The following is a 22147-nucleotide window of genomic DNA, read 5'->3' as shown; positions in this document are numbered from 1 at the left end:
GCCGACGCCTGCCGCGTCGGTCGCGACGACGCGCGCTAGAACCGATAGGTGCCGGTCAGCAGCAGGCTGCTGCCGTCCGGCAGCGGCACGAAGGTTTCGTCGAACTCGTCGGCGTACAGTCGCCGATCGAAGACGTTGCGCATACCCACGGTCACGCCCCAGGTCTCGGTGCGATAGGACACGTTCGCGTCCACGCTGGCCTGCCCGGGAATCTTGAAATAGCCGCCGGCCAGGCGGCGGCCGAGGGTGTGATCGCGCGCCAGGATGCCGCCGGCCACGCCCCAGCCGCTCCAGCGGCTATCCTGGAACTGGTAGCTGCTCCACAGGGTGAAACGGGTGCGCGGCACGCCGAGGGTCGGCGTACCGTCGCGCCGGCCGATGCGGGCCAGCGCCAGGCTGCTGCTCAGTTCCAGGCCGGGGGCGAGGGCGCCGACGAAGTCGAGATCCAGCCCGTGGTTGCTCTGGCTGTCGATCGGTCTGGCGAAGTACGACGGATGCGCCAGCACCAGGTCGAAGCTGCGGTCGACGGTGATCTGGTAGTAGGCGGCGCTGAGCCGCGCCCGGTGCTCGAACAGATCGATCTTCGCCCCCACCTCCACCTGCCGCGACAACGCGGGCGGCAATGGCCGGCCGTTCTTGCCGAGCACGGCGCTCGGCGCAAAGCCGTTCATGGTGCTGGCGTACAGCGACGCCTCCGGGGTCAGCTTGTAGACCACGCCGACGTTGGGCACCCAGCGGCGCCGGCGCAACTGGCGCAGTTTGCCCTTGGCATCGTAGCTGGAAATCTCGTACGCCGAGCGGCGCAGCGCCAGCAGCACGTCCCAGCGTTCGCCCATGCTGATCTGGTCCTGCAGCAGGATGCCGCTGCGGCTCGACCATGGGCTGCCGGGGTAATGCAGAATCCCGCGCCGCGAATGCGGCCAGTGCACCGGACCCAGCCGCTCGTCGCCGAACACGTCGTAGCGGTTGCGGTGCATGCGGATGAAGTAATCGCTGCTGCCCAGCCGCGCGCGCGTGTAATCCAGGCCCAGGGTCACGGTCTGCCGCAGCGGCCCGTCGCCGAAGCTGCCGACCAGGTCGTTCTGGATGGTGTAGTACGCCGTCGTATTGCGGTATGCCTCGGCATAGGCGCGCACGGCGCCCTTCGGCGAAGGCGACAGCATGCCCCAGTTGCGCGCGTCGATCGCCTGGGTCACGTACTGGCCGCGGCTGCGCAGTTGCCAGCGGTCGCTGAGCCGCTGATCGAACAGGTAATAGGCGCGCTGGGTGCGGTAGGCGGTATGGTCCTGTGCGTTGCCCAGCCGCAAGCTCCTGGGCGTCATCGCCGACACGCGGTTGCGCAGCAGCAGGGCATGGTCGGCGGCCGGCTGCCGATCGGTCACGCGCTGCACGCCGAGCACCAGGCGGTTGTCGTCTCCCTGCCAGGCGATGGACGGCGCCAGGTAGGCGGCATTGCGCGGGCCGTAGCCTTGCGCCGTGGAATCGGCATGCTGGCCGGAGACGACGAGCCGATAGCTCAGCGGCGTGGCGCCGATCGGTCCGGTCGCATCGAGCCCGGCCTGCACGTCGCCGCGCTCGCCGAGGACGTAGCTCAGTTCGCGCTTCGGTGTGCGCAGCGGTTGCTTGGTGACGACGTTGATCAGTCCGCTCATGTCGCCGCCGTTGCTGTCGCCGAGGATCGATTCCGGGCCCTTGAGCACTTCGACCCGCTCCACGCCGATCATCGGCGGGTAGCCGCCGAGGCCGACGAAGCTGTTCGGCATCCCGTCGGTCATGCCGTTGCCGGTGTAGATGCCGCGGATCTTGAACAGCGGCGCGCGCAACGGATTTTCGATCTGCTGCACGCTGGCCACGTTGCGCAGGGCGTCGGCGACGGTGCGCACCTGTTGCGAGGCCAGCAGATGCGGAGCGACCACATTCACCGACTGCGGCACGGCGATGGAATCGGCGGCGTAACGCAGCGCGTCGCTGGCATAGGCTGGCACGTCGCCCATGGCGTGATCGGTCAGCGCCGCGGCGTCGACCTGTTCCAGCAGCTTGGCTGGCGCGCCGGCGCGGTGCGCATCGGCGGCATCCGCAGGATCGACCGGCGCCGTGGCGGCGGGGGTGACCGCCACCGTGTTCGCATCGAGCATGCGGTACGCGAGCCCACTCGATTGCAGCAGGCGCTGCAGCGCCGCGTCCGGGGTGAACATGCCTTGCAGCCCGTCGCTGCGCATCCCGGCCAGGGTCGGGCTGGCGGTCAGCACCTGCACGTTGGCCTGCTTGCCGTACGCGATCAGCGCCGTGGACAGCGCCTGCGGCGGGATCGAGAACCCGATCTGCCGTGCGTCGGGCGCGAGTGGCACGGCGAGGGCAGGGGGGCAGGGTGCGAGTTGCAATGCCAGGCTGCCGCAGATGATCAGTCGCCTCAGCCCACGCACTGCCCGTCGCCCCCCAGCGGAAGCGCGAATTATGCCACGCGCGGCGACGTCGACGCGGGGGCGCCCGCCGCCCCTAAGCCCGGGCGGCGCGCGGTATCGCCTAACGGCGGCTCAGCACGATCTCGTCCTTGCCCTGGCGCACCCGCAGCGGGAACACCTGCGGCAAGGCCTCGATCCACTGCGCGGTCGCCTGGGTGTCGACGGTACCGGTGAAGCTCAGCCGCGCAAGCTCCGGGTCGTCCAGGCGCAGTGGCCGGTCGCTGTAGCGGTTGACCCGCGCGATCACCGTGTCCAGTGGCGTATCGACGAACTCCAGCCGGTGATCGCGCCAGGCGGTGGCCTGCGCCACGTCGATCTGGCCGACCTGAAGCGCGGGCTTGGCCGGATCGTAGGACACGCGCTGTCCGGCCACCGCTTCCAGCCCGCCGCTGCCGTCGGCCGGCACCTGGCCGGCACCGTAGATGCGGACCCGGCCCTCGGTGACCGCGACTTCGACGCGTTCGCCGTCGCGGCTGACGTCGAAGGCGGTGCCCACGTCCAGGATCGACACGCCGCCGGCGTCGACCACGAACGGGCGCCCGGCGTGGTGCGCCACGTCGAAGAAAGCCTCGCCGGCGATCAGGTCCACGTGGCGCTGCGCGGCGCTGAAGCGGGTGCTCAACTTCGATGCGCCGCCGAGCGCGATCTTGGACCCGTCCGCCAGCACGATGTCCTGGTGGCGGCTGGTCGCGCTGCTGTAGACCTGGGTGAGTGGCGGCGGGTGCAGCTGCCGCCAGGCCAGGGCGCCGCCGAGCGCCAGCACGCCCACGCAGGCCGCGACCTGCAGCGGCCGCCAGCGCGAACGCGGCGGCGCGAACCTGCGCACCACCTCGTCCCGCGCTGTCGCATCGAGCGTCGCCAGGTCGCCGCCGAGCGCATTGATGCGTTCGAACGCCTGCAGATGCCGCGGGTCGGCCTCCGTCCAGTCCAGCCAGCGCGCCACGGTGTCCTCGTTGCTGTCGGGTTCGCGCAGCAGGGCCCACCAGCGCGCGGCGTCGTCGAGGATGTGTTGGTCGATGCCGCTGTCCATTACGGGATCTCCGCTTCGTCGAAGCGTTTGCGGCAATGCGCGAGCGCGTTGGCCACATGGTAGCGGACCATCCGTTCGCTCACGTTCATCGCCTTGGCGATCATGCCGAAGTCCTTGCCTTCGATCACGTGCAGCACGAAGGCGCGGCTGGTCTTTGCGGGAAGTTCCTTCAACGCCCGGGTCAACGCGCGCAGCTGCTCGCTGGCCGTGGCGTGCCGCTCCGGAACCGGCGGGAGCGGCAGATCGTGTTCCGGCAGCTCCACTGCGGCGTTTTCGCGGACCTTGCGCATGCGCAGCCGGTCCACCGCCAGGTTCGAGGCGACATGGAACAGGTAGGCGCGCGGCGATGCCAGCGCGTCGGGACGCTCAAGCGTCACGATGCGCATGTACGCCTCCTGCGCCACGTCCTGCGCGTCCGCCATCGAGCCGAGCTTGCAGTGCAGGAACGCGAGCAGGGCGCGGTGATGTTCCTTGAACAGCGCGTCGACCTGGTGCGCAGGCGCCTGCTCCGGCGACGGCGCGCCCTCGGTGTGCTCGGCCCGGCTCACGACTGCTGATGCTCCTGGAGGGAAGCGGCCGCGGCAGTATAGCCAGGCTCACTGGCCGCCACGCGACGCAGCACCGCAAGCGGCCGGCAGCGCCGCGGCCAGCAAGCCTTCCGCATGCGTCCGCAATGCCTCGCGGCGGCGAAACGCCGAGCGGTGCTGGCTGGGTACATCGGCTGCGGTCTTGCGTGCCGGGGTCAGCGGCAGCGCGAACCAGCCATCGACGATGGGCGTACCGCCCTGCTCGATCCAGAACGCGTCGTAGTCGGACAGGAACACGTCTCGCTTGCGCTGCAGCGGATGCGCGCCATTGCAGACGGCGCGGATCGCGTGCGCGCCGAGGCGCTCGGCGAAGGTGCAGGCCAGGGACAGCATCAGTTGCTTGGGCCGCAGCCCGTGCATCTGCTTGGTCAGCGCGCGCACCACGTCGCGGGCGTCGGCACCCTTTGGGCCCTGCAGGCAACCGATCAGTACCGTCGGATGGGCGTCGTCGCCGGTCACGGTCAGCACCAGGCGATACAGTTCGCGTCCCGCCGCGTCGCTGAGCTGCAACCAGAGCTCGCCTTCGCAGCTCATCGGCGCCGGCGGCAGCAGCGACAGCGTCAGCAGGCTGCCATCGTGCAGCGGCAGCGTCCCCAGGTCCGCCTGGCCTTGACGGTAGATGGCGTCGAACAACGCGGCCGGCAGGCGCTCGAGCATCAGGCGGTAGTGCTGCCGGAGGTGACGCAGCCGCGCCTTGCTACTCCAGCGGGTATTGACGAAGCGGTGCAGGTGGCGCTCGAGCAGGCGCGGGTCGCGCTCGGCATAGCCACGCATGCGCGGATCGCGGCGCACTGCGTCGAGGAACCGCCCGTGCTCGGTCGGCATGCTCAACGCGCGCAGCAGGTACTTGGTCGCCTTGATCCCTCGCTGCAGGCGGTTGCCGTGCCAGTCCGTGCGCCGCTGGAACGAGGCCAGGAACAGCGGCCACCACCGTGACGGTGCGGCATCGGCGCTCGGCCGGGGTGGCGGCGCAGGCCGGGCCAGGCGGGTCGGCGCCGTTTCGAACGCTGCGGCGCTCGCGGAAACGTCCACCAGATCAGTGGGTTGCAGGAAGAATTCGGTGGTCGCTTCGGTCACGTTCGGCTCGCAGAGGGACGGTGCTCTCTGACAAGACGTTTCAAGGGGCGAAAATTGAAATGGGTCCGCACGCGCGGTGCTCGGCCGCGTCCGCGGCGTCCCGGCCTGGCCGGATCTGCGTCATGCAGGCAGCGGGCGCGCGCGATAGCCGCGACGGGCGTTCCCGTTCACGCCGGTCGCGGTGAAGCCGCTCTTGCACGCGAATGACAGATCAGTGGGCGATGCCGGATTCGGCGGCGCCACGATCCGGCGCCCTCCACCTCGGCCATGCACAGGTTCCCGATGGGGCCCGCGAGCCGCGGTGCCCGCAGCAGTTGCGGCGCCGCTCAGCGCCGCGCCAGCAACACCAGCATCGCGCCGGTGCCGCCTTGCGCGGTCGGCGCCGAATGGAAGGCCAGCACGTCGTTGCGCTGGCGCAGCAGGCGGTCCACCAGGTTCTTCAGCAGCGGCACGCCGCCCGATTGCAGGCCCTTGCCGTGCACGATCCGCACGCAGCCGAACTCGTGCGCGTGCGCCTCGGCCAGGAACTGGCGCAGCAGCGTCTCGGCCTGCGCCGCGGTGGCACCGTGCAGGTCCAGTTCGTCCTGGGCCGAGAACTGCCCCTTGCGCAGGCGCTGGAACACCCGCGCCGGCAGATGCTCGCGGCGGTAGCTGGCCACGTCGCCGGCTTCCAGTGGCGTGCTCTGGCGCAGCAATTGCTGGAACTCGCCCTGCGCCTCGGCGTCGTCGCGTTCGGCCATGCGCGCGCGCGGCTTGGGGCGCGGCTTGGCATTGGCCGGCGGCGTCGCGTTGAGCGGGGCCACCTTGCCGATGGCCGCGCGGAACAGCGCGGCGGGATCTTCGTCGTCGGAATGCGCCATGCGCACAGCTTAGAGCGTGCGGCGCGGTTTGAGGTGAGCGCGGCGTTGCCGGCAGCGTCTGGCGTGCGGACCAGTGCGCTGCGGTCGCACGGCGCGACGCCGCTCCAGTGCGCGGCGCGATGGCCGTCACCGCGGTCGTCGTCGCGCTGTCAGCGACCTGGCAGGGCGCATCCGGTATCATGCCCCCGGTTTTCGAGGAGCACCATGCGCGTATTAGTGAGCAACGACGACGGCGTCGACGCCCCCGGCATCCGCATGCTGGCCGAGCAGTTGCGCGGCGCCGGCCACGAGGTGACGGTGGTCGCACCCGACCGCGACCGGTCCGGCGCCAGCAATTCGCTGACCCTGGATCTGCCGATCCGGCTCAAGCGCATCGACCACTACACCTGCAGCGTCGCCGGCACGCCCACCGACTGCGTGCATCTGGCGCTCACCGGCATGCTGGAGTTCGACCCGGACATCGTGGTCTCCGGCATCAACAATTCCGCCAATCTCGGCGACGACGTGATCTATTCCGGTACCGTCTCGGCGGCGATGGAGGGCCGCTTCCTCGGCCTGCCCGCGGTGGCGGTGTCGCTGGTCAGCCACAACCACGACCCCAGGCATTTCCAGACCGCCGCACGCGCCGCAGTGGAGATCGTGGCCCAGCTCAAGGCCGATCCGCTGCCGGCCGACACCATCCTCAACGTCAACGTGCCCGACCTGCCGTGGCAGGAGATCAAGGGCTTCGAGGTCACCCGGCTCGGCAACCGCCACCGCTCCGAACCGTGCCTGCCGCAGACCGACCCGCGCGGCGGCACCGTGTACTGGATCGGCCCGGCCGGGCGCGAGCAGGACGCCGGTCCCGGTACCGACTTCCACGCGGTACGCACCGGCTTCATCTCGATCACCCCGATCCAGGTCGATCTGACCCGCTACCAGGCACTGGAAAAGGTCGCCAGCTGGGTCGGCGGCCTGACCGCCGCGCTGGGCCGCCCGGCATGACCCCGCGGTTGCGCCTGCAGCCGGAAGCGATCGGCATCGGCATGACCTCGCAGCGCGTGCGCGACCGCCTGGTCGAGCGCCTGCGCGAGGCCGGCATCCGCGACGAGAGCGTGCTCAACGCGGTGCGCACCGTGCCGCGGCATCTGTTCATCGACGAGGCGCTGGCCTCGCGCGCCTACGAGGACACCGCGCTGCCGATCGGCCACGGCCAGACCATCTCGCAACCGTGGGTGGTGGCGCGCATGACCGAGACGGTGCTGGAAGCGGCGCCGAAGAGGGTGCTGGAAGTCGGTACCGGCTCCGGCTACCAGGCGGCCATCCTGGCCGCGCTGGGTCTGGAAGTGCATACCGTCGAGCGCATCGGCGATCTGCTGCGGCAGGCGCGCAAGCGTTTCCGCCAGCTCGGCATGAACGTGCGCAGCAAGCACGACGACGGCCGCATCGGCTGGCCCGAGCATGGCCCGTTCGACGCGATCGTGGTCACGGCGGCGGCACCGGCGCTGGTCGACGCACTGATCGAACAGCTGGCCCCGGGCGGCTGCCTGGTGGCGCCGGTCGGTGGCCCGTCCGCGCAATCGCTGATCCGCCTGCGCCGCGCCGCCGACGGCCAGATCGAACAAGACGTCCTGGCGCCGGTGACCTTCGTCCCGTTGCTGTCGGGCATGCTGGATTGACCTCCCGGAGCCGCACTGGATGAAGATTTTCGGGCCGTTGTACGAACGCGCCATCGCCTGGTCGCGGCATCGCCGCGCGCCGGCCCTGCTGACCGGTCTCAGTTTCGCCGAGGCCATCGTGTTCCCGGTGCCGCCGGAAGTGATGCTGGCGCCGATGTCGCTGGCACAGCCGCGGCGCGCGCTGTGGTTCGCCACGTTGAGCCTGCTCGGCTCCCTGGCTGGCGCGGTGATCGGCTATCTGCTCGGGCATTTCGCCTTCGCCGCGGTGCAGCCGCTGATCGAATGGCTCGGTTGGACGCAGAAGATCGACGCGCAGGTGAACCACTTGCGCGAGGTCATCGCCGAGTCGCCGTGGCGTGCGTTCTGGCTGCTGGTGCTGGCCGGCTTCACCCCGATCCCGCTGAAGATATTCACCTGGGCCTCAGGCATCGTCGGGGTGCCGCTGCTACCGTTCCTGGCGAGCATGCTGGTGGGGCGCGGCAAGCGCGTGTACCTGGTGGCCGGGGCGATCCGTCTCGGCGGGCCGCGCGCGGAAGCCGCGTTGCGCCGCTGGATCGAGCCGCTCGGCTGGGTCGCCTCGGCGATCCTGGCGCTGCTGGTGGTGTGGGTCATATGGAGAGCGAAGGTCGGATGAGCGTGGATCGGGTGGTGCGGAACGGCCTGCGTTGCGGCCTGGGGGTGCTGGTGGCGGTGGCGCTCGGCGCCTGCAGCAGCGCCACGGTGGTGCGCACGCCGGGCGGCGCGCCGGTGCGCGGCACCGCTGCTGCCTCGGCGCCTCGCGTGTCCGTGCCCAAGCCCGGAGTCAGCGCCACCGTTCGGCGCGGCGACACGCTGTACGCGATCGCCCGCGCCAACAACATCACCCCGCAGGACCTGGCCGGCTGGAACGGCCTGCAGCCGCCGTACACCATCTATCCGGGGCAGTCGCTGAAGCTGTATCCGCCGGGTGGGGCAGTCGCCGTGCGGCCCGGTAGCGGCCCGGTGACGCCGCCGGCCTCCGGTGCCGGCGCCGCCGCTCGGCCGCCGTCTGTTCCGGTGCCGGCGCCGGTCAGCAGCGGTTTCCCCTGGCGCTGGCCGGCCGATGGCGTGGTGGTCAGCCGCTTCGTCGGCGGCGAGGCGACCAAGCAGGGCATCGACATCGGCGGCAGCAACGGCGAGGCCGTGCGCGCCGCGGCGGACGGCGTGGTGGTCTATTCCGGCGCCGGCCTGGTCGGCTATGGCGAACTGATCATCGTCAAGCACAACGAACAGTGGCTGTCGGCCTACGGCCACAACCGCAAGCGCCTGGTCAACGAAGGCCAGAACGTCAAGGCCGGCCAGCAGATCGCCGAAATGGGCCACAGCGGCGCGGCGCGCGACATGCTGCACTTCGAGATCCGCTACAACGGCAAGCCGGTCGACCCACTGCTGTATCTGCCGCCGAAGTAACCGGTTGCGTCGTTGCGCGGGCGGATCCCCGGCCCGGCGCAGCGCGCCGGGCGTTCGCCAACGGCGCGGCCCAGTGGGCCGCAAGCGCCGCCGGCTCACCCGCTACAACGGCAAGCCGGTCGACCCGCTGCTGTATCTGCCGCCGAAGTAACCGGTTGCGTCGTTACGTGGGCGGATCCCCGGCCCGGCGCAGCGCGCCGGGCGTTCGCCATCGGCGCGGCCCAGTGGGCCGCAAGCGCCGCCGGCTCATACGGGGTGCCACCGTGCATGCATTCTTTTGTGGGAGGGGCTTCAGCCCCGACGCGCTGTGCTCGCATCGCGCGGCAGACGCCGCGCAGCGATCTGCAAGAGACGAAAGGAACGACAGGCGTCCTCTCTGCCTCGATCGCATGTTGTCCGCGGCGCGGCCAGGCCGTGGTTGAGGCCGCTGAGGTCAACGATGAGGAGGTCGCAGTGCCCGGCCCGCGACGCCTGGCTCAGCCTTCGAGCAGAAACCCCACCGCCACGCGACGGCCTTCGGCGGCCAGCACGTTGTAGGTGCGCGCCGCAGCGGCATTGTTCATCACCTCGATGCCGATGCCGCGGGTCAGGAACAGCGCCATCACCGCCGCGGCGGGAAACACCTGGCGTTCGCCGGTGCCGAGGATCACCAGGGCCGGGTTGAGCTCCAGCAGCGGCTGCAGATGTTGCGGCTGCAGGTCGCCGGCCGGCGGGGCCTGCCAGTCCTCGACCAGGGTGTCCGGCGCGAGGACAAAGCTGCGGGTCAACAGCCGGTCGTTCACCTTGGCCTGGCGGCCGTCGGCCATGCGCAGGGCATAGGCGTAGTCGGGCAGGTCCTGGGTCAGTTGCATGAGGTCACCGGAGCGCGCTCAGGCGCGCGGCAGCACGATCTGCCGGTCTTCCTTGGCCGGGCGATACAGGATCGCGGTATGGCCGATGCGCTGCACCAGCACGCTGTGCGACTGCTCCACCAGGCTGCCGATGGCGGCGTCGCGGGCCTCGCGGTCGTCGCCGCCGACCTTCACCTTGACCAGTTCGTGGCGCTCCAGCACCTCGTCCAGTTCGGCCAGGAAGGCCGGGGTGACGCCCTTGCTGCCGATCTGCAGCAGGGGTTTGAGGTCGTGGGCCAGGCCGCGCAGGAAGCGGTTCTGGGCCGAGGTCAGGCTGATCGACATGCAGGTGGGAGCAGGGTTGGCAAGGGCGATCAGGGTATCATGGCCGCCCCTCCCGACCGTGCGTCCATGGCCACCCGCAGCAAAAGCAGCCAACGCTGGCTCCGCGAACATTTCGCCGATCCCTTCGTGAAGAAGGCCCAGGCCGAAGGCATGCGCTCGCGCGCGGCCTATAAGCTGGAGGAACTGCTGCAGCGCGACAGGCTGCTCAAGCCGGACATGGTGGTGGTCGATCTCGGCGCCGCGCCGGGCGGCTGGTCGCAGCAGGTGCGCAAGTCGATGGGCGACCGCGGTCGCGTGCTGGCCCTGGACATCCTGGAGATGCCGCCGCTGGCCGGCGTGGAGTTCCTTCACGGTGACTTCAGGGAGGACGCGGTGCTATCGCAATTCGAGGCCATGCTGGGCGATACCCCGGTGGACCTTGTGCTGTCGGATATGGCCCCCAATAAGAGCGGAATGGATGCGGTCGACCAGCCGCGGATGATGCATCTGGCGGAATTGGCGATGGCGTTCGCCGACAGCCACCTGAAGCCGAACGGCGCGTTCCTGATCAAGCTGTTCCAGGGCGTGGGGTTCGACGACTACATCCGCGACATGCGCCGCCGCTATGAGAAGGTGACCATCCGCAAGCCGGCCGCGTCGCGCAAGCGCTCGCCGGAGGTCTACGCCCTCGGACAGGGCAAGCGCGCCCAGATCAAGTAAGCTGAACGTAAGGCTGAATCCGCAATGCCACGCATCGAGACAGAGTTGAAGGGACACCGGAGCCAATGAGGATGAACGACTTGACCAAGAATCTGCTGTTGTGGGTAGTCGTTGCCGTCGTGCTGATGGTGGTGTTCCAGAGCTTCTCGCCGCGGCTCGCCGGCGGCGCGGGCACCGACAACGTGACCTACTCCCAGTTCCTTAAGGACGTGGACGCCGGGCGGGTGAAGTCGGTCGATTTCACCGATGCCACCAACCTGTCGGTCAACGCGATCCGCTTCAAGCGCGCTGACGGCAGCGAAGGCTCGGTGTACGGCCCGAGCGACGGCAAGCTGATCGACGTGCTGTACAGCAAGAACGTGGACATCACCCGGCAGAAGCCCGACAACGGTCCGGGCTTCTGGTCGCTGGTGCTGAACTTCCTGCCGGTCATCCTGATCATCGGCTTCTGGCTGTTCATCATGCGCCAGATGCAGGGTGGCGGCGGTGGCGCCAAGGGCGCGATGTCCTTCGGCAAGTCGCGCGCCAAGCTGCAGGGCGAGGACCAGATCAAGATCACCTTCGCCGACGTCGCCGGCTGCGACGAGGCCAAGGAAGAGGTCGGCGAACTGGTCGACTTCCTGCGCGATCCGACCAAGTTCACCAAGCTCGGCGGCAAGATCCCGCGCGGCGTGCTGATGGTCGGCCCGCCGGGTACCGGCAAGACCCTGCTGGCCAAGGCCATCGCCGGCGAGGCCAAGGTGCCGTTCTTCAGCATCTCCGGTTCGGACTTCGTGGAAATGTTCGTCGGCGTCGGCGCCAGCCGCGTGCGCGACATGTTCGAGCAGGCCAAGAAGCATGCGCCGTGCATCATCTTCATCGACGAAATCGATGCGGTCGGCCGCCATCGCGGCGCCGGCCTGGGCGGCGGTCACGACGAGCGCGAGCAGACCCTCAACCAGTTGCTGGTGGAGATGGACGGCTTCGAGGGCGGCGAAGGCGTGATCGTGATCGCCGCGACCAACCGTCCGGACGTGCTGGATCCGGCGCTGCTGCGCCCGGGCCGCTTCGATCGCCAGGTGGTGGTGGGCCTGCCGGACGTGCGCGGCCGCGAGCAGATCCTCAAGGTGCACATGCGCAAGCTGCCGCTGGCCGACGACATCGAGCCGATGGTGATCGCGCGCGGCACGCCGGGCTTCTCCGGCGCCGACCTGGCCAATCTGTGCAACGAGGCGGCCCTGTTCGCCGCGCGCGAGTCGGTCAAGGAAGTGCGCATGGACCACTTCGACCGTGCCCGCGACAAGATCCTGATGGGTGCCGAGCGTCGTTCGATGGCCATGAGCGAGGACGAGAAGACGCTCACCGCCTACCACGAAGCCGGCCACGCCATCGTCGGCCGCCTGGTGCCCGAGCACGACCCGGTCTACAAGGTCACGATCATCCCGCGCGGCCGCGCGCTGGGCGTGACCATGTATCTGCCGGAAGGCGACAAGTACTCGATGAACCGTGTGGCGATCGAGTCGCAGTTGTGCTCGCTGTACGGCGGCCGCGTGGCGGAGGAACTGATCTTCGGTACCGACAAGGTCACCACCGGCGCGTCCAACGACATCGAGCGCGCGACCAAGATGGCGCGCAACATGGTCACCAAGTGGGGCCTGTCCGACGAGCTGGGGCCGATCGCCTACGGCGAGGAGGACGACGAGGTTTTCCTGGGCCGTTCGGTGACCCAGCACAAGAGCGTCTCCGACGACACCGCGCGGCGCATCGACGAAGTGGTGCGGTCGATCCTCGACAAGGCGTATGCGAAGACCACGCAGATCCTCACCGAGAATCTGGACAAGCTGCACACCATGTCGCAGCTGCTGCTGCAGTACGAGACCATCGACGCGCCGCAGATCGAGGCGATCATGGAAGGCCGCGATCCGCCGCCGCCGATGGGCTGGAACAAGTCCGGCAAGGACGGCGGCAACAACGACAAGGGCAATTCGCGTCCGCTGCCGCCGATCGCCGGGCCTGCCGAGCAGGTGTAAGCGCAGGAGCGCCCTTCAAGCGTCGAAAAGCCAGGGAGCGATCCCTGGCTTTTTTGTTGGTGGCGGTGCGGGGCCGGTCGCATCGGCTTACGCCGACTCGCCGCCTGCATGCGCGTGGGCGACAATGGCACTGCGCTGGCCGCAGGTTGCCGCGTCGATGCGATGTGCCGCGGAAACGTCGCGCACGCCGCTGCCGCCATGCGTGTGTCGCGGATGCCGCATGGCGCTGCGCAGCGCCATTCCGCCGCCCGCCACGGCCACTACCAGGAGACTCACCGATGTTCGACACCTCGCCCAGCCTGCAGTGCGGCGCCCACCGGCTGCTGCTCGATCGCCCGCGGGTGATGGGCATCGTCAATGTCACCCCGGATTCGTTCTCCGACGGGGGCGCCCACGCCAGCGTGGACGCGGCGGTGGCGCACGGCCTGCGCCTGGCCGGGGAGGGCGCCGACGTGCTGGACATCGGCGGCGAGTCGACCCGTCCGGGCGCGACGCCGGTGCCGGTGGAAGAAGAACTGCGGCGGGTGATTCCGGTGATCGAGCGGCTGGCCGCGCAGACCGCGCTGCCGCTGAGCGTGGACACCTTCAAGCCGGAGGTGATGCGCGCCGCGGTCGCGGCGGGCGCCGGCATGATCAACGACGTGCAGGCCCTGCGCCAGCCCGGCGCACTGGACGCTGCCGCGGAACTGGGGGTGCCGGTGGTGCTGATGCACATGCCCGCTGATGCCTATGCCGCCGGCAGCGCGCCCGGCTACGACGACGTGGTCGGCGAGGTGCACCGGTTCCTGGCCGAGCGCATCTTCGCCGCGGAGATGGCCGGCATCGACAAGCGACGCATCCTGGTCGACCCGGGCTTCGGCTTCGGCAAGAGCACCGCCGACAACCTGCAGTTGCTGGCCCAGTTGGCGCGGTTGGTCGAGCTGGGCGTGCCGGTGCTGGCCGGCTTGTCGCGCAAGCGCAGCATCGGCGAGCTGACCGGGCGCGAGGCGCCGGAGCAGCGGGTGGCCGGCTCGGTCGCCGCGCATCTGCTGGCTGCACAGCGCGGTGCCGCGCTGCTGCGCGTGCACGACGTCGCTGCCACCGTCGACGCGCTAAAGGTCTGGCAGGCGCTGCAGGCCGTGCCGTTGCCGCGCGCCGCCACAGCGTCGGCCGCGGCGACGATCCGCTGGCCGGACGAGGACTGATGGCGGCCGACCGGCGCCCGCGCGCGATCGCGCTGATGGGCCCGACCGCCTCGGGCAAGACCGCCGCGGCGATCGCCCTGGCCGAACGTTGCGGCGGCGAGATCGTCAGTGTCGATTCGGCGCTGGTCTACCGTGGCCTGGACATCGGCGCGGCCAAGCCCGATGCCGCCGAGCGCGCGCGGGTGCCGCACCATCTGCTGGACCTGCGCGATCCCTGGCAGACGTATTCGGCGGCCGAATTCGCCGCCGACGCGCGCGCCGCGCTGGAGGCGATCGTGGCCCGCGGCCGCCTGCCGATCCTGGCCGGCGGCACCGGCCTGTACTTCCAGGCGCTGCTGGAAGGGTTGGCGCCGATGCCGGCGGCCGACCCGCAACTGCGCGCGGCGCTGACCGCGCAGGCGCATGCCGAGGGTTGGGCGGCATTGCACGCGGAACTGCAGCGGATCGATCCGTCGGCCGCGCAGCGCATCCGTCCCGGCGACGCGCAGCGCATCCAGCGTGCGCTGGAGGTGTACCGGCTCAGCGGCCGGCCGATCAGTGCCTGGCAGGCGGACCCGGGTCCGCCGCGGCTGCCGCTGCGGGTGCTGAAGCTGGTGCTGGCGCCGGCCGAGCGCAGTGTGCTGCACGCGCGCATCGAGGCCCGCTTCGACGCGATGCTGGGGCAGGGCTTCCTCGACGAAGTGCGCGCCTTGCGCGCGCTGCCCGGGATGCAGGCGGTGGCGCAGCCGCTGGCGCTGCCGGCGGTGCGCGCGGTCGGCTACCGCCAGGCCTGGGAGTACCTGGACGGCGTCGGCGATGCGGCGGACTTCCGCGTCCGCGCCATCGCCGCCACCCGGCAGCTGGCCAAACGCCAGCTCACCTGGCTGCGCGGCGAGCAGGATGCCCGCTGGTTCGACCCGGCGCGCGACGCCGGGCGCCTGCAGGCGGCCCTGGACGCCTTTCTCGGCTGATCGGGCGCGCCGCCGCGCTGTGCTGGCGCCCGCGGTTGTGTAACATCGACGTTCCGGACCACGGCAGGGGAGCTGCGGTGCCGTCCCGGACAATAAAAACAATAATTTGGGAGTGAAGCATGTCCAAGGGGCAATCCTTGCAGGATCCTTTCCTCAACGCGTTGCGTCGCGAACGGGTCCCTGTCTCGGTGTATCTGGTCAACGGCATCAAGCTGCAGGGCACGATCGAGTCGTTCGATCAGTTCGTGGTCCTGCTGCGCAATACCGTCAGCCAGATGGTCTACAAACACGCCATTTCCACCGTGGTGCCGGCGCGCAACGTGCGCGTGGGACCGGGCGGCGGCTATGTGCAGCAGAACGAAGGTGGCAGTGCGGGTGATGATGAAGTCGAGTAGTACCGTAACGAAGTGCGGAGCCGCGGGTGTTTGATCGGTCCCGCCGCGGCGAACATGCACTCCTGATCCAGCCCTACGCGGGCGGTCCGTTGGAAGACGATGTGCTGGAGGAGTTCGCCGACCTGGCGCGCTCGGCCGGTGCCAGCATCGCCGCCACCGTGACTGCGCGCATCGACAAGCCGAGTCCGGCGACGCTGATCGGCAGCGGCAAGCTGGAAGAGGTCAAGGCCGCCGCCGACGCCAGCGGTGCCGACCTGGTTCTGGTCAACCACGCGCTCAGCCCCGGCCAGGAGCGCAACCTGGAGAAATACCTGGAGCGGCGCGTGATCGACCGCACCGGGCTGATCCTAGACATCTTCGCCCAGCGCGCGCGCAGCCACGAAGGCAAGCTGCAGGTCGAACTGGCCCAGTTGCGGCACATGGCCACCCGGCTGGTGCGCGGCTGGACCCACCTGGAGCGCCAGCGCGGCGGTTCGATCGGCCTGCGCGGCCCCGGCGAAACCCAGCTGGAAACCGATCGCCGCCTGCTGCAGAAGCGTGTGGAGCAGTTGCAGAAGCGGCTGGAGAAGGTCGAGGTGCAGCACACCCAGATGCGCCGCGCGCGGGTGCGCAGCGAGCTGCCGCGGATCGCGGTGGTGGGCTACACCAACGCCGGCAAGTCGACCCTGTTCAACGCGCTGACCGGCGCCGAAGCCTACGCCGCCGACCAGTTGTTCGCGACCCTGGACCCGACCGTGCGGCGCATCGCGCTGCCCGGCGGCAACGCGATGCTGGCCGATACCGTCGGCTTCGTGCGCAACCTGCCGCATGAGCTGGTGGCGGCGTTCCGCTCGACCCTGTCCGAGGCGCGCGAGGCAGATCTGCTGCTGCACGTGGTCGACGCCGCCGATCCGCTGCGCGAGGAGCGCATCGCCCAGGTCGACGAGGTGCTGCACGCGGTCGGCGCCGGCGAACTGCCGCAGTTGCTGGTGTTCAACAAGATCGACCGCATCGAGGGCGCCGAGGTGCGTCACGATGCGCAGGACGGCGTGCCGGACACGGCGCGGCGCGAGCGGGTGTGGATCTCCGCGCGCGACGGGCGCGGCCTGGACCTGCTGCAGCACGTGCTCGGCCAGCGCCTGGGCCTGCGCCACGTGCAGGGCAGCCTGCGCCTGCCGCCGAGCGCCGGGCGCCTGCGCTCGCAATTGCACCAGTTGCAGGTGATCCGCAGCGAGCAGGCCGACGAGGACGGCTGGCTGCTGCAGGTGGACATCCCGATCACCGAGGCCGAGCGTCTGGCCGCCGCGGCCGACGGCGCACCGATCCGCGTGCTGCTGCCGCCGCGCGAGCAGGAGGAGTGGCAGCAGCGCTGAGTGCCGCGTCGACGCCGGCGTCGGCACGCTCGACGCCGATGGGCGGGCCGGCGTGGTCGCGGCCCATGCGCCGCGTTGGCTGACGGCCGGCCATCCGCCGGCACGCGCAGGCGCGACAGCCACGGCGAATTGGGCTACAAAGCGCACTGGTTTCCCGAGCTGTGCCATGACGCTTCCCACCGATTCGGATCTGCTGCAACAGGCCACCGCCCTCAGCGATCGCTTGCGCACCGCGCGCGAGCGCCTGGTCACCGCCGAAAGCTGCAGCGGCGGCTGGATCGCCAAGGTGATGACCGACGTCGCCGGGTCTTCGGCCTGGTTCGACTGCGGCATCGTCGCCTACAGCTACGAGGCCAAGCAGGCCTTGCTGGGCGTGCGTCCGCAGACGCTGGAGCATCATGGCGCGGTCAGCCGGGAGACGGTGATCGAGATGGTGTCCGGGGCGCTGGTCAATTCCGGCGCCAGCGTCGCGGTCGCGGTGACCGGCATCGCCGGGCCGGGCGGCGGCTCGGCGGACAAGCCGGTCGGCAGCGTCTGGCTGGGCTGGAAGCGCCGCGGCGGCTATGCCAGCGCGCAATTGTTCCAGTTCCCGGGCGACCGCGACGCGGTGCGCCGGCAGACCGTGGCGGCGGCCCTGCGCGGCCTGGACGCGTTGCTGTGATCGTGGCCGCGCGCCTTCCCCGAGGATGAGCGCGATGTGGGAGGCGTTGAGCACCGTCCGCGATCTGGGACGCCTGCAGGAAATCGCCTCGGTGCTGATCCGCTACGGGTTCGGCGACGTGGTCCGGCGCATCGGCATGGCCGACGTGCTGGAGCGCGCCGGGCGCCTGCTGCACTGGCACAACGCCGAGGAGATGCTGCGCATGTCGGCCCCGCAGCGGGTGCGGCGCGCCCTGCAGGATCTCGGCCCGACCTTCGTCAAGCTGGGCCAGGTGCTGGCCACGCGCGTGGACCTGCTGCCGCCGGAGTGGATCGACGAACTGGGCGAACTGCAGAACGCCGCGCCGGCGCTGGACTACCCGCAGATCCTGCCGCAGCTGATCGAGGCGCTCGGCGAGGCGCCGACAGCGATCTTCGCCGAGGTCGAGGAAACCCCGCTGGCCGCCGCCTCGCTGGCGCAGACCCATCGCGCCCGGCTGCACGACGGCACCGCCGTGGTGATCAAGGTGCGCCGCCCCGGCATCCGCGAGGTGATCGAGGCCGACCTGCGATTGCTGGCGCGGCTGGCGGAGATCGTCGAAGCGCGCGCGCCGGACCTCAAGCGCTATCACCCGGCCGCGGTGGTGCACCAGTTCACCCTGTCGCTGCGCCGCGAGCTGGATTTCGCCGGCGAATGCCGCAATGCCGAGCGCATCGCCGCCAACTTCCAGGGACACGACGAGATCGTGATCCCGCGGGTGCACTGGCAGTGGACCTGCGAAACGCTCAATGTGCAGGACTTCGTCGACGGCATCGGCGGCCGCGACCTGGCCGCGGTCGACGCCGCCGGCCTGGACCGTCGCCAACTGGCGCGCACAGGGGCCGACATCGTGCTGAAGATGGTGCTGGAGGACGGCTGTTTCCACGCCGATCCGCATCCGGGCAACATCTTCTACCTGCCCGGCGAGCGCATCGCGGTGATCGACTTCGGCATGGTCGGGCGCATCTCCGAACAGCGCCGCTACCAGGTGGTGCAACTGCTGCACGGGCTGGTCACCCAGGACGCCGAGGCGGTCGCCGACATTCTGCTGGAGTGGACCGACGGCGAAGTCGAGGTCGACGAGGCGCGCCTGCACCTGGAAATCGCCGCCTTCGTCGACCAGTACCGCGGCGTGCCACTGAAGGATCTGCAGGTCGGTGCGATGCTCGGCGACGTCACCGCGCTGCTGCGCCAGCACGCGCTGGCGCTGCCGGCCGACCTGGCGCTGATGATCAAGACCTTCCTGACCCTGGAAGGGGTCGGGCGCCAGCTCGATCCGGATTTCGACATGGCCGGCGCCGCCGCCCCGTACCTGGAGCGGGTGATGCTGCAGCGGTTCGCGCCGCGGGCGATGGCCAGGCGCGGCCGCCGCACCGTGCTGGGCGCGCTGGAACTGCTCGGCGACCTGCCGCGCGACACGCGCCGGCTGCTGCAGGCGGCGCGGCGCGGGCGCCTGCAGTTGAACGTGGAGACCGGCTCGCTGAAGGGCTTCGGCGACCAGGTCAACCGCGCCGCCAACCGCCTGACCATGGGCATCGTCACCGCCGCGCTGATCATCGGCTCGTCGATCGTGATGAACAGCGTCGGCGGCATTTCCAGCCGCTGGCTGTTGGCGATCGGCGTCTGCGGCTTCGTCGGCGCGGCACTGTCGGGGGTGTGGATCCTGTTCTCGATCTGGCGCAGCGGGCGCTGAGCGCGGCGCATGCTCTCAAGCACGGTTCGCCGGAAGCTGAGGCGGCTGGTTCGCAGGCAGCGCCCCGCTTCACAGGAGTGTCGGCGCGCACGCGATCCCTTGTGGGAGGGGCTTCAGCCCCGACGCGATGCACTCGAATCACCCGGTACACATCGCACTGACGCTGTGCGGGGTCCAAAAAGGCCGCCATGATCAGAAGCCGCGCGCCTGCCGACGACGGCATTGCGGGCGGTCGCGCGGAGCATCCATCATTGGCGGCAGCGAAGCGCGCCGGCACTCCAGACCCACGCGCCAGTTGCTCGCCAGCTAATTTAGTAGTATTACTACTAACCATGGACCTGACCGAAACCCAGCAGGCGATCCTCGACCTGATCGCCGAGCGCATCGAACACGACGGCGTGCCGCCGTCGCAGACCGAGATTGCCCGTGCCTTCGGCTTCAAAGGCGTGCGCGCGGCCCAGTACCACCTGGAAGCGCTCGAACAGGCCGGCGCGATCCGCCGGGTGCCCGGGCAGGCGCGCGGCATCCGCCTGCTGGGTGGGGCAGCCGCCCCGGCCCCCGCGCCGCAGGTGGACAGCGCCGACGTGCTGCGCCTGCCAGTGCTCGGGCGCGTCGCGGCCGGCCTGCCGATCGGCGCGGACATCGGCTCCGACGACTTCGTGGTGCTGGACCGGGTGTTCTTCTCGCCGGCCCCGGACTACCTGCTGAAGGTGCAGGGCGACTCCATGCGCGACGAAGGCATCTTCGACGGCGACCTGATCGGCGTGCACCGCACCCGCGATGCACGCTCCGGGCAGATCGTGGTGGCGCGCATCGACGAGGAGATCACGGTCAAGCTGCTGAAGATCGGCAAGGACCGCATCCGCCTGCTCCCGCGTAACCCGGACTATGCGCCGATCGAGGTGCTGCCGGACCAGGAGTTCGCCATCGAAGGCCTGTACTGCGGCCTGCTGCGCCCCAACCGCTGATGCCGCGCGTGGAGCAGGGCATCCACTACAGCGCCGGCCGGACTTTTCCGACCCCGGATATCGCCATTCGCCGCTGCCGTCGCCCGGTCCGGACGAATTATTTTCATCTCGCCACGCACTGTCTCAGTCCGTGCGATACCAGGCCCTTACATTGACCTCACTCCGCAAATCCTCCTCACCTTCCAAGGACACCACAATGGACGAGAACAAGAAGCGCGCGCTTGCTGCCGCCCTGAGCCAGATCGAGAAGCAGTTCGGCAAGGGCTCGGTGATGCGGATGGGCGATCGCGTCATCGAAGCGGTGGAAGTGATTCCGACCGGCTCGCTGATGCTGGACATCGCACTGGGCATCGGCGGCCTGCCGAAGGGCCGCGTGGTCGAGATCTACGGTCCGGAATCCTCGGGCAAGACCACCCTGACCCTGCAGGCCATCGCGCAGTGCCAGAAGAACGGCGGCACCGCCGCGTTCATCGACGCCGAGCACGCGCTGGACCCGATCTACGCCGCCAAGCTGGGCGTCAACGTCGACGAGCTGCTGCTGTCGCAGCCGGACACCGGCGAGCAGGCGCTGGAAATCGCCGACATGCTGGTGCGTTCGGGCTCGGTGGACATCGTGGTGGTCGACTCGGTCGCCGCGCTGACCCCCAAGGCCGAAATCGAAGGCGAGATGGGCGACCAGTTGCCGGGCCTGCAGGCGCGCCTGATGAGCCAGGCGCTGCGCAAGCTCACCGGCAACATCAAGCGCTCCAACACCCTGGTGGTGTTCATCAACCAGTTGCGCATGAAGATCGGCGTGATGATGCCGGGCCAGAGCCCGGAAACCACCACCGGCGGCAACGCGCTGAAGTTCTATGCCTCGGTGCGCCTGGACATCCGCCGCATCGGCGCGATCAAGAAGGGCGACGAGATCATCGGCAACCAGACCAAGATCAAGGTCGTCAAGAACAAGCTGGCGCCGCCGTTCAAGCAGGTCGTCACCGAAATCCTCTACGGCGAGGGCATCAGCCGCGAGGGCGAACTGATCGACATGGGCGTGGAAGCCAAGCTGGTCGAGAAGGCCGGTGCCTGGTACAGCTACGGCAGCGAGCGCATCGGCCAGGGCAAGGATAACGCCCGCGGTTACCTGCGCGACAACCCGCAGGTCGCCGCCAAGCTGGAAAGCGAGCTGCGCGAGAAGTTCCAGCCCACGGAAATCGCCCCGAGCGAGGCCGAGGCGGAAGACGACGACGCGTAATGGTTTTCTGCCGGGGGAGCGGTGGAGTCAGTGCCGCTCGTCTCCCTCGGCAGTCTTGAGCAAGCCAGGAGGGCGCGCGCCAGGGACGGCGCATTTTGAATGGGGTGGCATCGCCCATGAGCGACGAACAGGCACAAGAAGCACCACGTCGGCGTCGCCGGCAACCGGAACAGACGCCGCTGCAGAAGGCGCTGGGTCTGCTGGTGCGGCGCGAGCATTCGCGCAAGGAGCTGACCCGCAAGCTGCGTGCGCGTGGCGTGGAAGCCGACGCCGCCGCGGAGGCAGTGGAACGCCTGAGCGGCGAGGGCTGGCAGGACGACGGGCGCTTTGCCGAACTGCTGGTGCGCAGCCGCGCCGGAGCAGGGTATGGCCCGCTGCATATCCGTGCCGAGCTTGGGACCCACGGCCTGGACAGTGAGGTCATCGCCACCGCGATGGGGGCCTTCGAGGGCGACTGGACCGAAAACGCGCGGGATCTGGTCCGGCGCCGCTTCGGTACTGCCGCGGCGATGGACCTGCCGCAGCAGCGCAAGGCTGCCGATCTGCTGGCGCGGCGCGGTTTCGATGGGGACAGCATCCGCGCCGCGGTGCGCGACGCTGCGGAGGACTGAGCGGGCCGGGCCTGCTACCCTTGGCGAGTTGTCTTGTCCGGTTTCCGTGGCGCCCTCATCTACGAGGGAGCGCCAGGACGCCCGTCCGCTCGTCTA

22 protein-coding genes are annotated in these 22147 nt (G+C 69.8%); 15 read left to right on the top strand and 7 right to left on the bottom strand.

All coding sequences use genetic code 11. The annotated features are described in order from the left end of the window. Positions 1-35 precede the first annotated feature (35 nt). From ACHWVH_RS11600 to ACHWVH_RS11580, 5 genes are all read right to left on the bottom strand, one after another. Positions 36-2348 (bottom strand): TonB-dependent siderophore receptor, encoded by a 2313-nt coding sequence (locus tag ACHWVH_RS11600; protein WP_394687212.1) that lies wholly within the window; start codon positions 2346-2348, stop codon positions 36-38. A gap of 175 nt (positions 2349-2523) precedes the next feature. Continuing rightward, a complete protein-coding gene (locus ACHWVH_RS11595; protein WP_394687211.1) occupies positions 2524-3492 on the bottom strand; it encodes a FecR family protein in 969 nt (322 codons plus the stop codon). Then, positions 3492-4040, bottom strand: a complete 549-nt coding sequence (locus ACHWVH_RS11590) for an RNA polymerase sigma factor (RefSeq protein ID WP_017911058.1) — start codon at positions 4038-4040, stop codon at positions 3492-3494. The genes ACHWVH_RS11595 and ACHWVH_RS11590 overlap by 1 nt, the downstream gene beginning before the upstream one ends. A gap of 48 nt (positions 4041-4088) precedes the next feature. Next, positions 4089-5156, bottom strand: a complete 1068-nt coding sequence (locus ACHWVH_RS11585; protein ID WP_394687210.1) for a VirK/YbjX family protein — start codon at positions 5154-5156, stop codon at positions 4089-4091. A 326-nt stretch (positions 5157-5482) separates the two neighbouring features. Further along, positions 5483-6016: a Smr/MutS family protein gene (locus ACHWVH_RS11580; RefSeq protein WP_017911056.1), complete on the bottom strand. Its 534-nt coding sequence runs from the start codon at positions 6014-6016 to the stop codon at positions 5483-5485. 204 nt (positions 6017-6220) lie between these two features. Between ACHWVH_RS11580 and surE the strand changes: the two genes are divergently transcribed. The 4 genes from surE to ACHWVH_RS11560 are packed head-to-tail and all read left to right on the top strand — an operon-like array spanning position 6221 to position 9102. Then, positions 6221-7000 (top strand): 5'/3'-nucleotidase SurE, encoded by a 780-nt coding sequence (gene surE, locus ACHWVH_RS11575; protein WP_043091456.1) that lies wholly within the window; start codon positions 6221-6223, stop codon positions 6998-7000. Further along, positions 6997-7674 carry a protein-L-isoaspartate(D-aspartate) O-methyltransferase gene (locus tag ACHWVH_RS11570; protein ID WP_017914224.1) on the top strand — a complete coding sequence of 226 codons (678 nt, stop codon included), beginning with the start codon at positions 6997-6999 and terminating at the stop codon, positions 7672-7674. The genes surE and ACHWVH_RS11570 overlap by 4 nt, the downstream gene beginning before the upstream one ends. 19 nt (positions 7675-7693) lie before the next feature. Continuing rightward, the gene (locus ACHWVH_RS11565; protein WP_017917495.1) at positions 7694-8308 is read left to right on the top strand and encodes a YqaA family protein; all 615 of its coding nucleotides are present in this window, start codon (positions 7694-7696) and stop codon (positions 8306-8308) included. Beyond that, positions 8305-9102 carry a peptidoglycan DD-metalloendopeptidase family protein gene (locus ACHWVH_RS11560; RefSeq protein ID WP_150409700.1) on the top strand — a complete coding sequence of 266 codons (798 nt, stop codon included), beginning with the start codon at positions 8305-8307 and terminating at the stop codon, positions 9100-9102. Before ACHWVH_RS11565 ends, ACHWVH_RS11560 begins: the two co-directional genes overlap by 4 nt. 476 nt (positions 9103-9578) lie before the next feature. On the opposite strand, the gene ACHWVH_RS11555 is transcribed toward ACHWVH_RS11560, so the two are convergent. Together ACHWVH_RS11555 and yhbY are read right to left on the bottom strand one after the other, a co-directional pair. Continuing rightward, the gene (locus tag ACHWVH_RS11555) at positions 9579-9953 is read right to left on the bottom strand and encodes an Mth938-like domain-containing protein (protein ID WP_017910617.1); all 375 of its coding nucleotides are present in this window, start codon (positions 9951-9953) and stop codon (positions 9579-9581) included. A gap of 18 nt (positions 9954-9971) precedes the next feature. Continuing rightward, positions 9972-10277 carry a ribosome assembly RNA-binding protein YhbY gene (yhbY, locus tag ACHWVH_RS11550; RefSeq protein WP_010341321.1) on the bottom strand — a complete coding sequence of 102 codons (306 nt, stop codon included), beginning with the start codon at positions 10275-10277 and terminating at the stop codon, positions 9972-9974. Positions 10278-10343: 66 nt separating this feature from the next. On the opposite strand from yhbY, the gene rlmE reads away from it, so the two are divergent. From rlmE to recX, 11 genes are all read left to right on the top strand, one after another. Further along, positions 10344-10976 (top strand): 23S rRNA (uridine(2552)-2'-O)-methyltransferase RlmE, encoded by a 633-nt coding sequence (gene rlmE, locus ACHWVH_RS11545; protein WP_017910618.1) that lies wholly within the window; start codon positions 10344-10346, stop codon positions 10974-10976. Between the two features lie 71 nt (positions 10977-11047). Next, complete coding sequence (gene ftsH / locus ACHWVH_RS11540) at positions 11048-12985, top strand: ATP-dependent zinc metalloprotease FtsH (protein WP_017910619.1); 1938 nt, start codon at positions 11048-11050, stop codon at positions 12983-12985. A gap of 278 nt (positions 12986-13263) precedes the next feature. After that, positions 13264-14169, top strand: coding sequence for a dihydropteroate synthase (gene folP, locus ACHWVH_RS11535; protein ID WP_152236380.1), 906 nt, complete (start codon positions 13264-13266; stop codon positions 14167-14169). Further along, positions 14169-15119, top strand: a complete 951-nt coding sequence (miaA, locus tag ACHWVH_RS11530; RefSeq protein WP_394687209.1) for a tRNA (adenosine(37)-N6)-dimethylallyltransferase MiaA — start codon at positions 14169-14171, stop codon at positions 15117-15119. The genes folP and miaA overlap by 1 nt, the downstream gene beginning before the upstream one ends. Positions 15120-15238: 119 nt before the next feature. Further along, positions 15239-15514 carry an RNA chaperone Hfq gene (gene hfq, locus ACHWVH_RS11525; RefSeq protein WP_010341316.1) on the top strand — a complete coding sequence of 92 codons (276 nt, stop codon included), beginning with the start codon at positions 15239-15241 and terminating at the stop codon, positions 15512-15514. 26 nt (positions 15515-15540) lie between these two features. Next, a complete protein-coding gene (gene hflX / locus ACHWVH_RS11520) occupies positions 15541-16866 on the top strand; it encodes a ribosome rescue GTPase HflX (RefSeq protein WP_295926410.1) in 1326 nt (441 codons plus the stop codon). Positions 16867-17032: 166 nt separating this feature from the next. Further along, entirely contained in the window at positions 17033-17527 is a 495-nt protein-coding gene (locus ACHWVH_RS11515; RefSeq protein ID WP_017914255.1) for a CinA family protein, read from the top strand. Positions 17528-17561: 34 nt separating this feature from the next. After that, positions 17562-19238, top strand: coding sequence for a 2-polyprenylphenol 6-hydroxylase (ubiB, locus tag ACHWVH_RS11510; protein WP_394687208.1), 1677 nt, complete (start codon positions 17562-17564; stop codon positions 19236-19238). A 332-nt stretch (positions 19239-19570) separates the two neighbouring features. Next, positions 19571-20206 (top strand): transcriptional repressor LexA, encoded by a 636-nt coding sequence (gene lexA / locus ACHWVH_RS11505; RefSeq protein ID WP_017910626.1) that lies wholly within the window; start codon positions 19571-19573, stop codon positions 20204-20206. A 196-nt stretch (positions 20207-20402) separates the two neighbouring features. Then, positions 20403-21440, top strand: a complete 1038-nt coding sequence (gene recA / locus ACHWVH_RS11500; RefSeq protein WP_017910627.1) for a recombinase RecA — start codon at positions 20403-20405, stop codon at positions 21438-21440. Positions 21441-21556: 116 nt separating this feature from the next. Beyond that, complete coding sequence (recX, locus tag ACHWVH_RS11495; RefSeq protein WP_295926413.1) at positions 21557-22051, top strand: recombination regulator RecX; 495 nt, start codon at positions 21557-21559, stop codon at positions 22049-22051. Positions 22052-22147: the final 96 nt, after the last annotated feature.

Source organism: uncultured Xanthomonas sp. (assembly GCF_964278005.1).
Classification (GTDB): Bacteria; Pseudomonadota; Gammaproteobacteria; order Xanthomonadales; family Xanthomonadaceae; genus Xanthomonas_A; species Xanthomonas_A sontii.
This window is presented reverse-complemented; position numbering and strand designations above follow the sequence as displayed.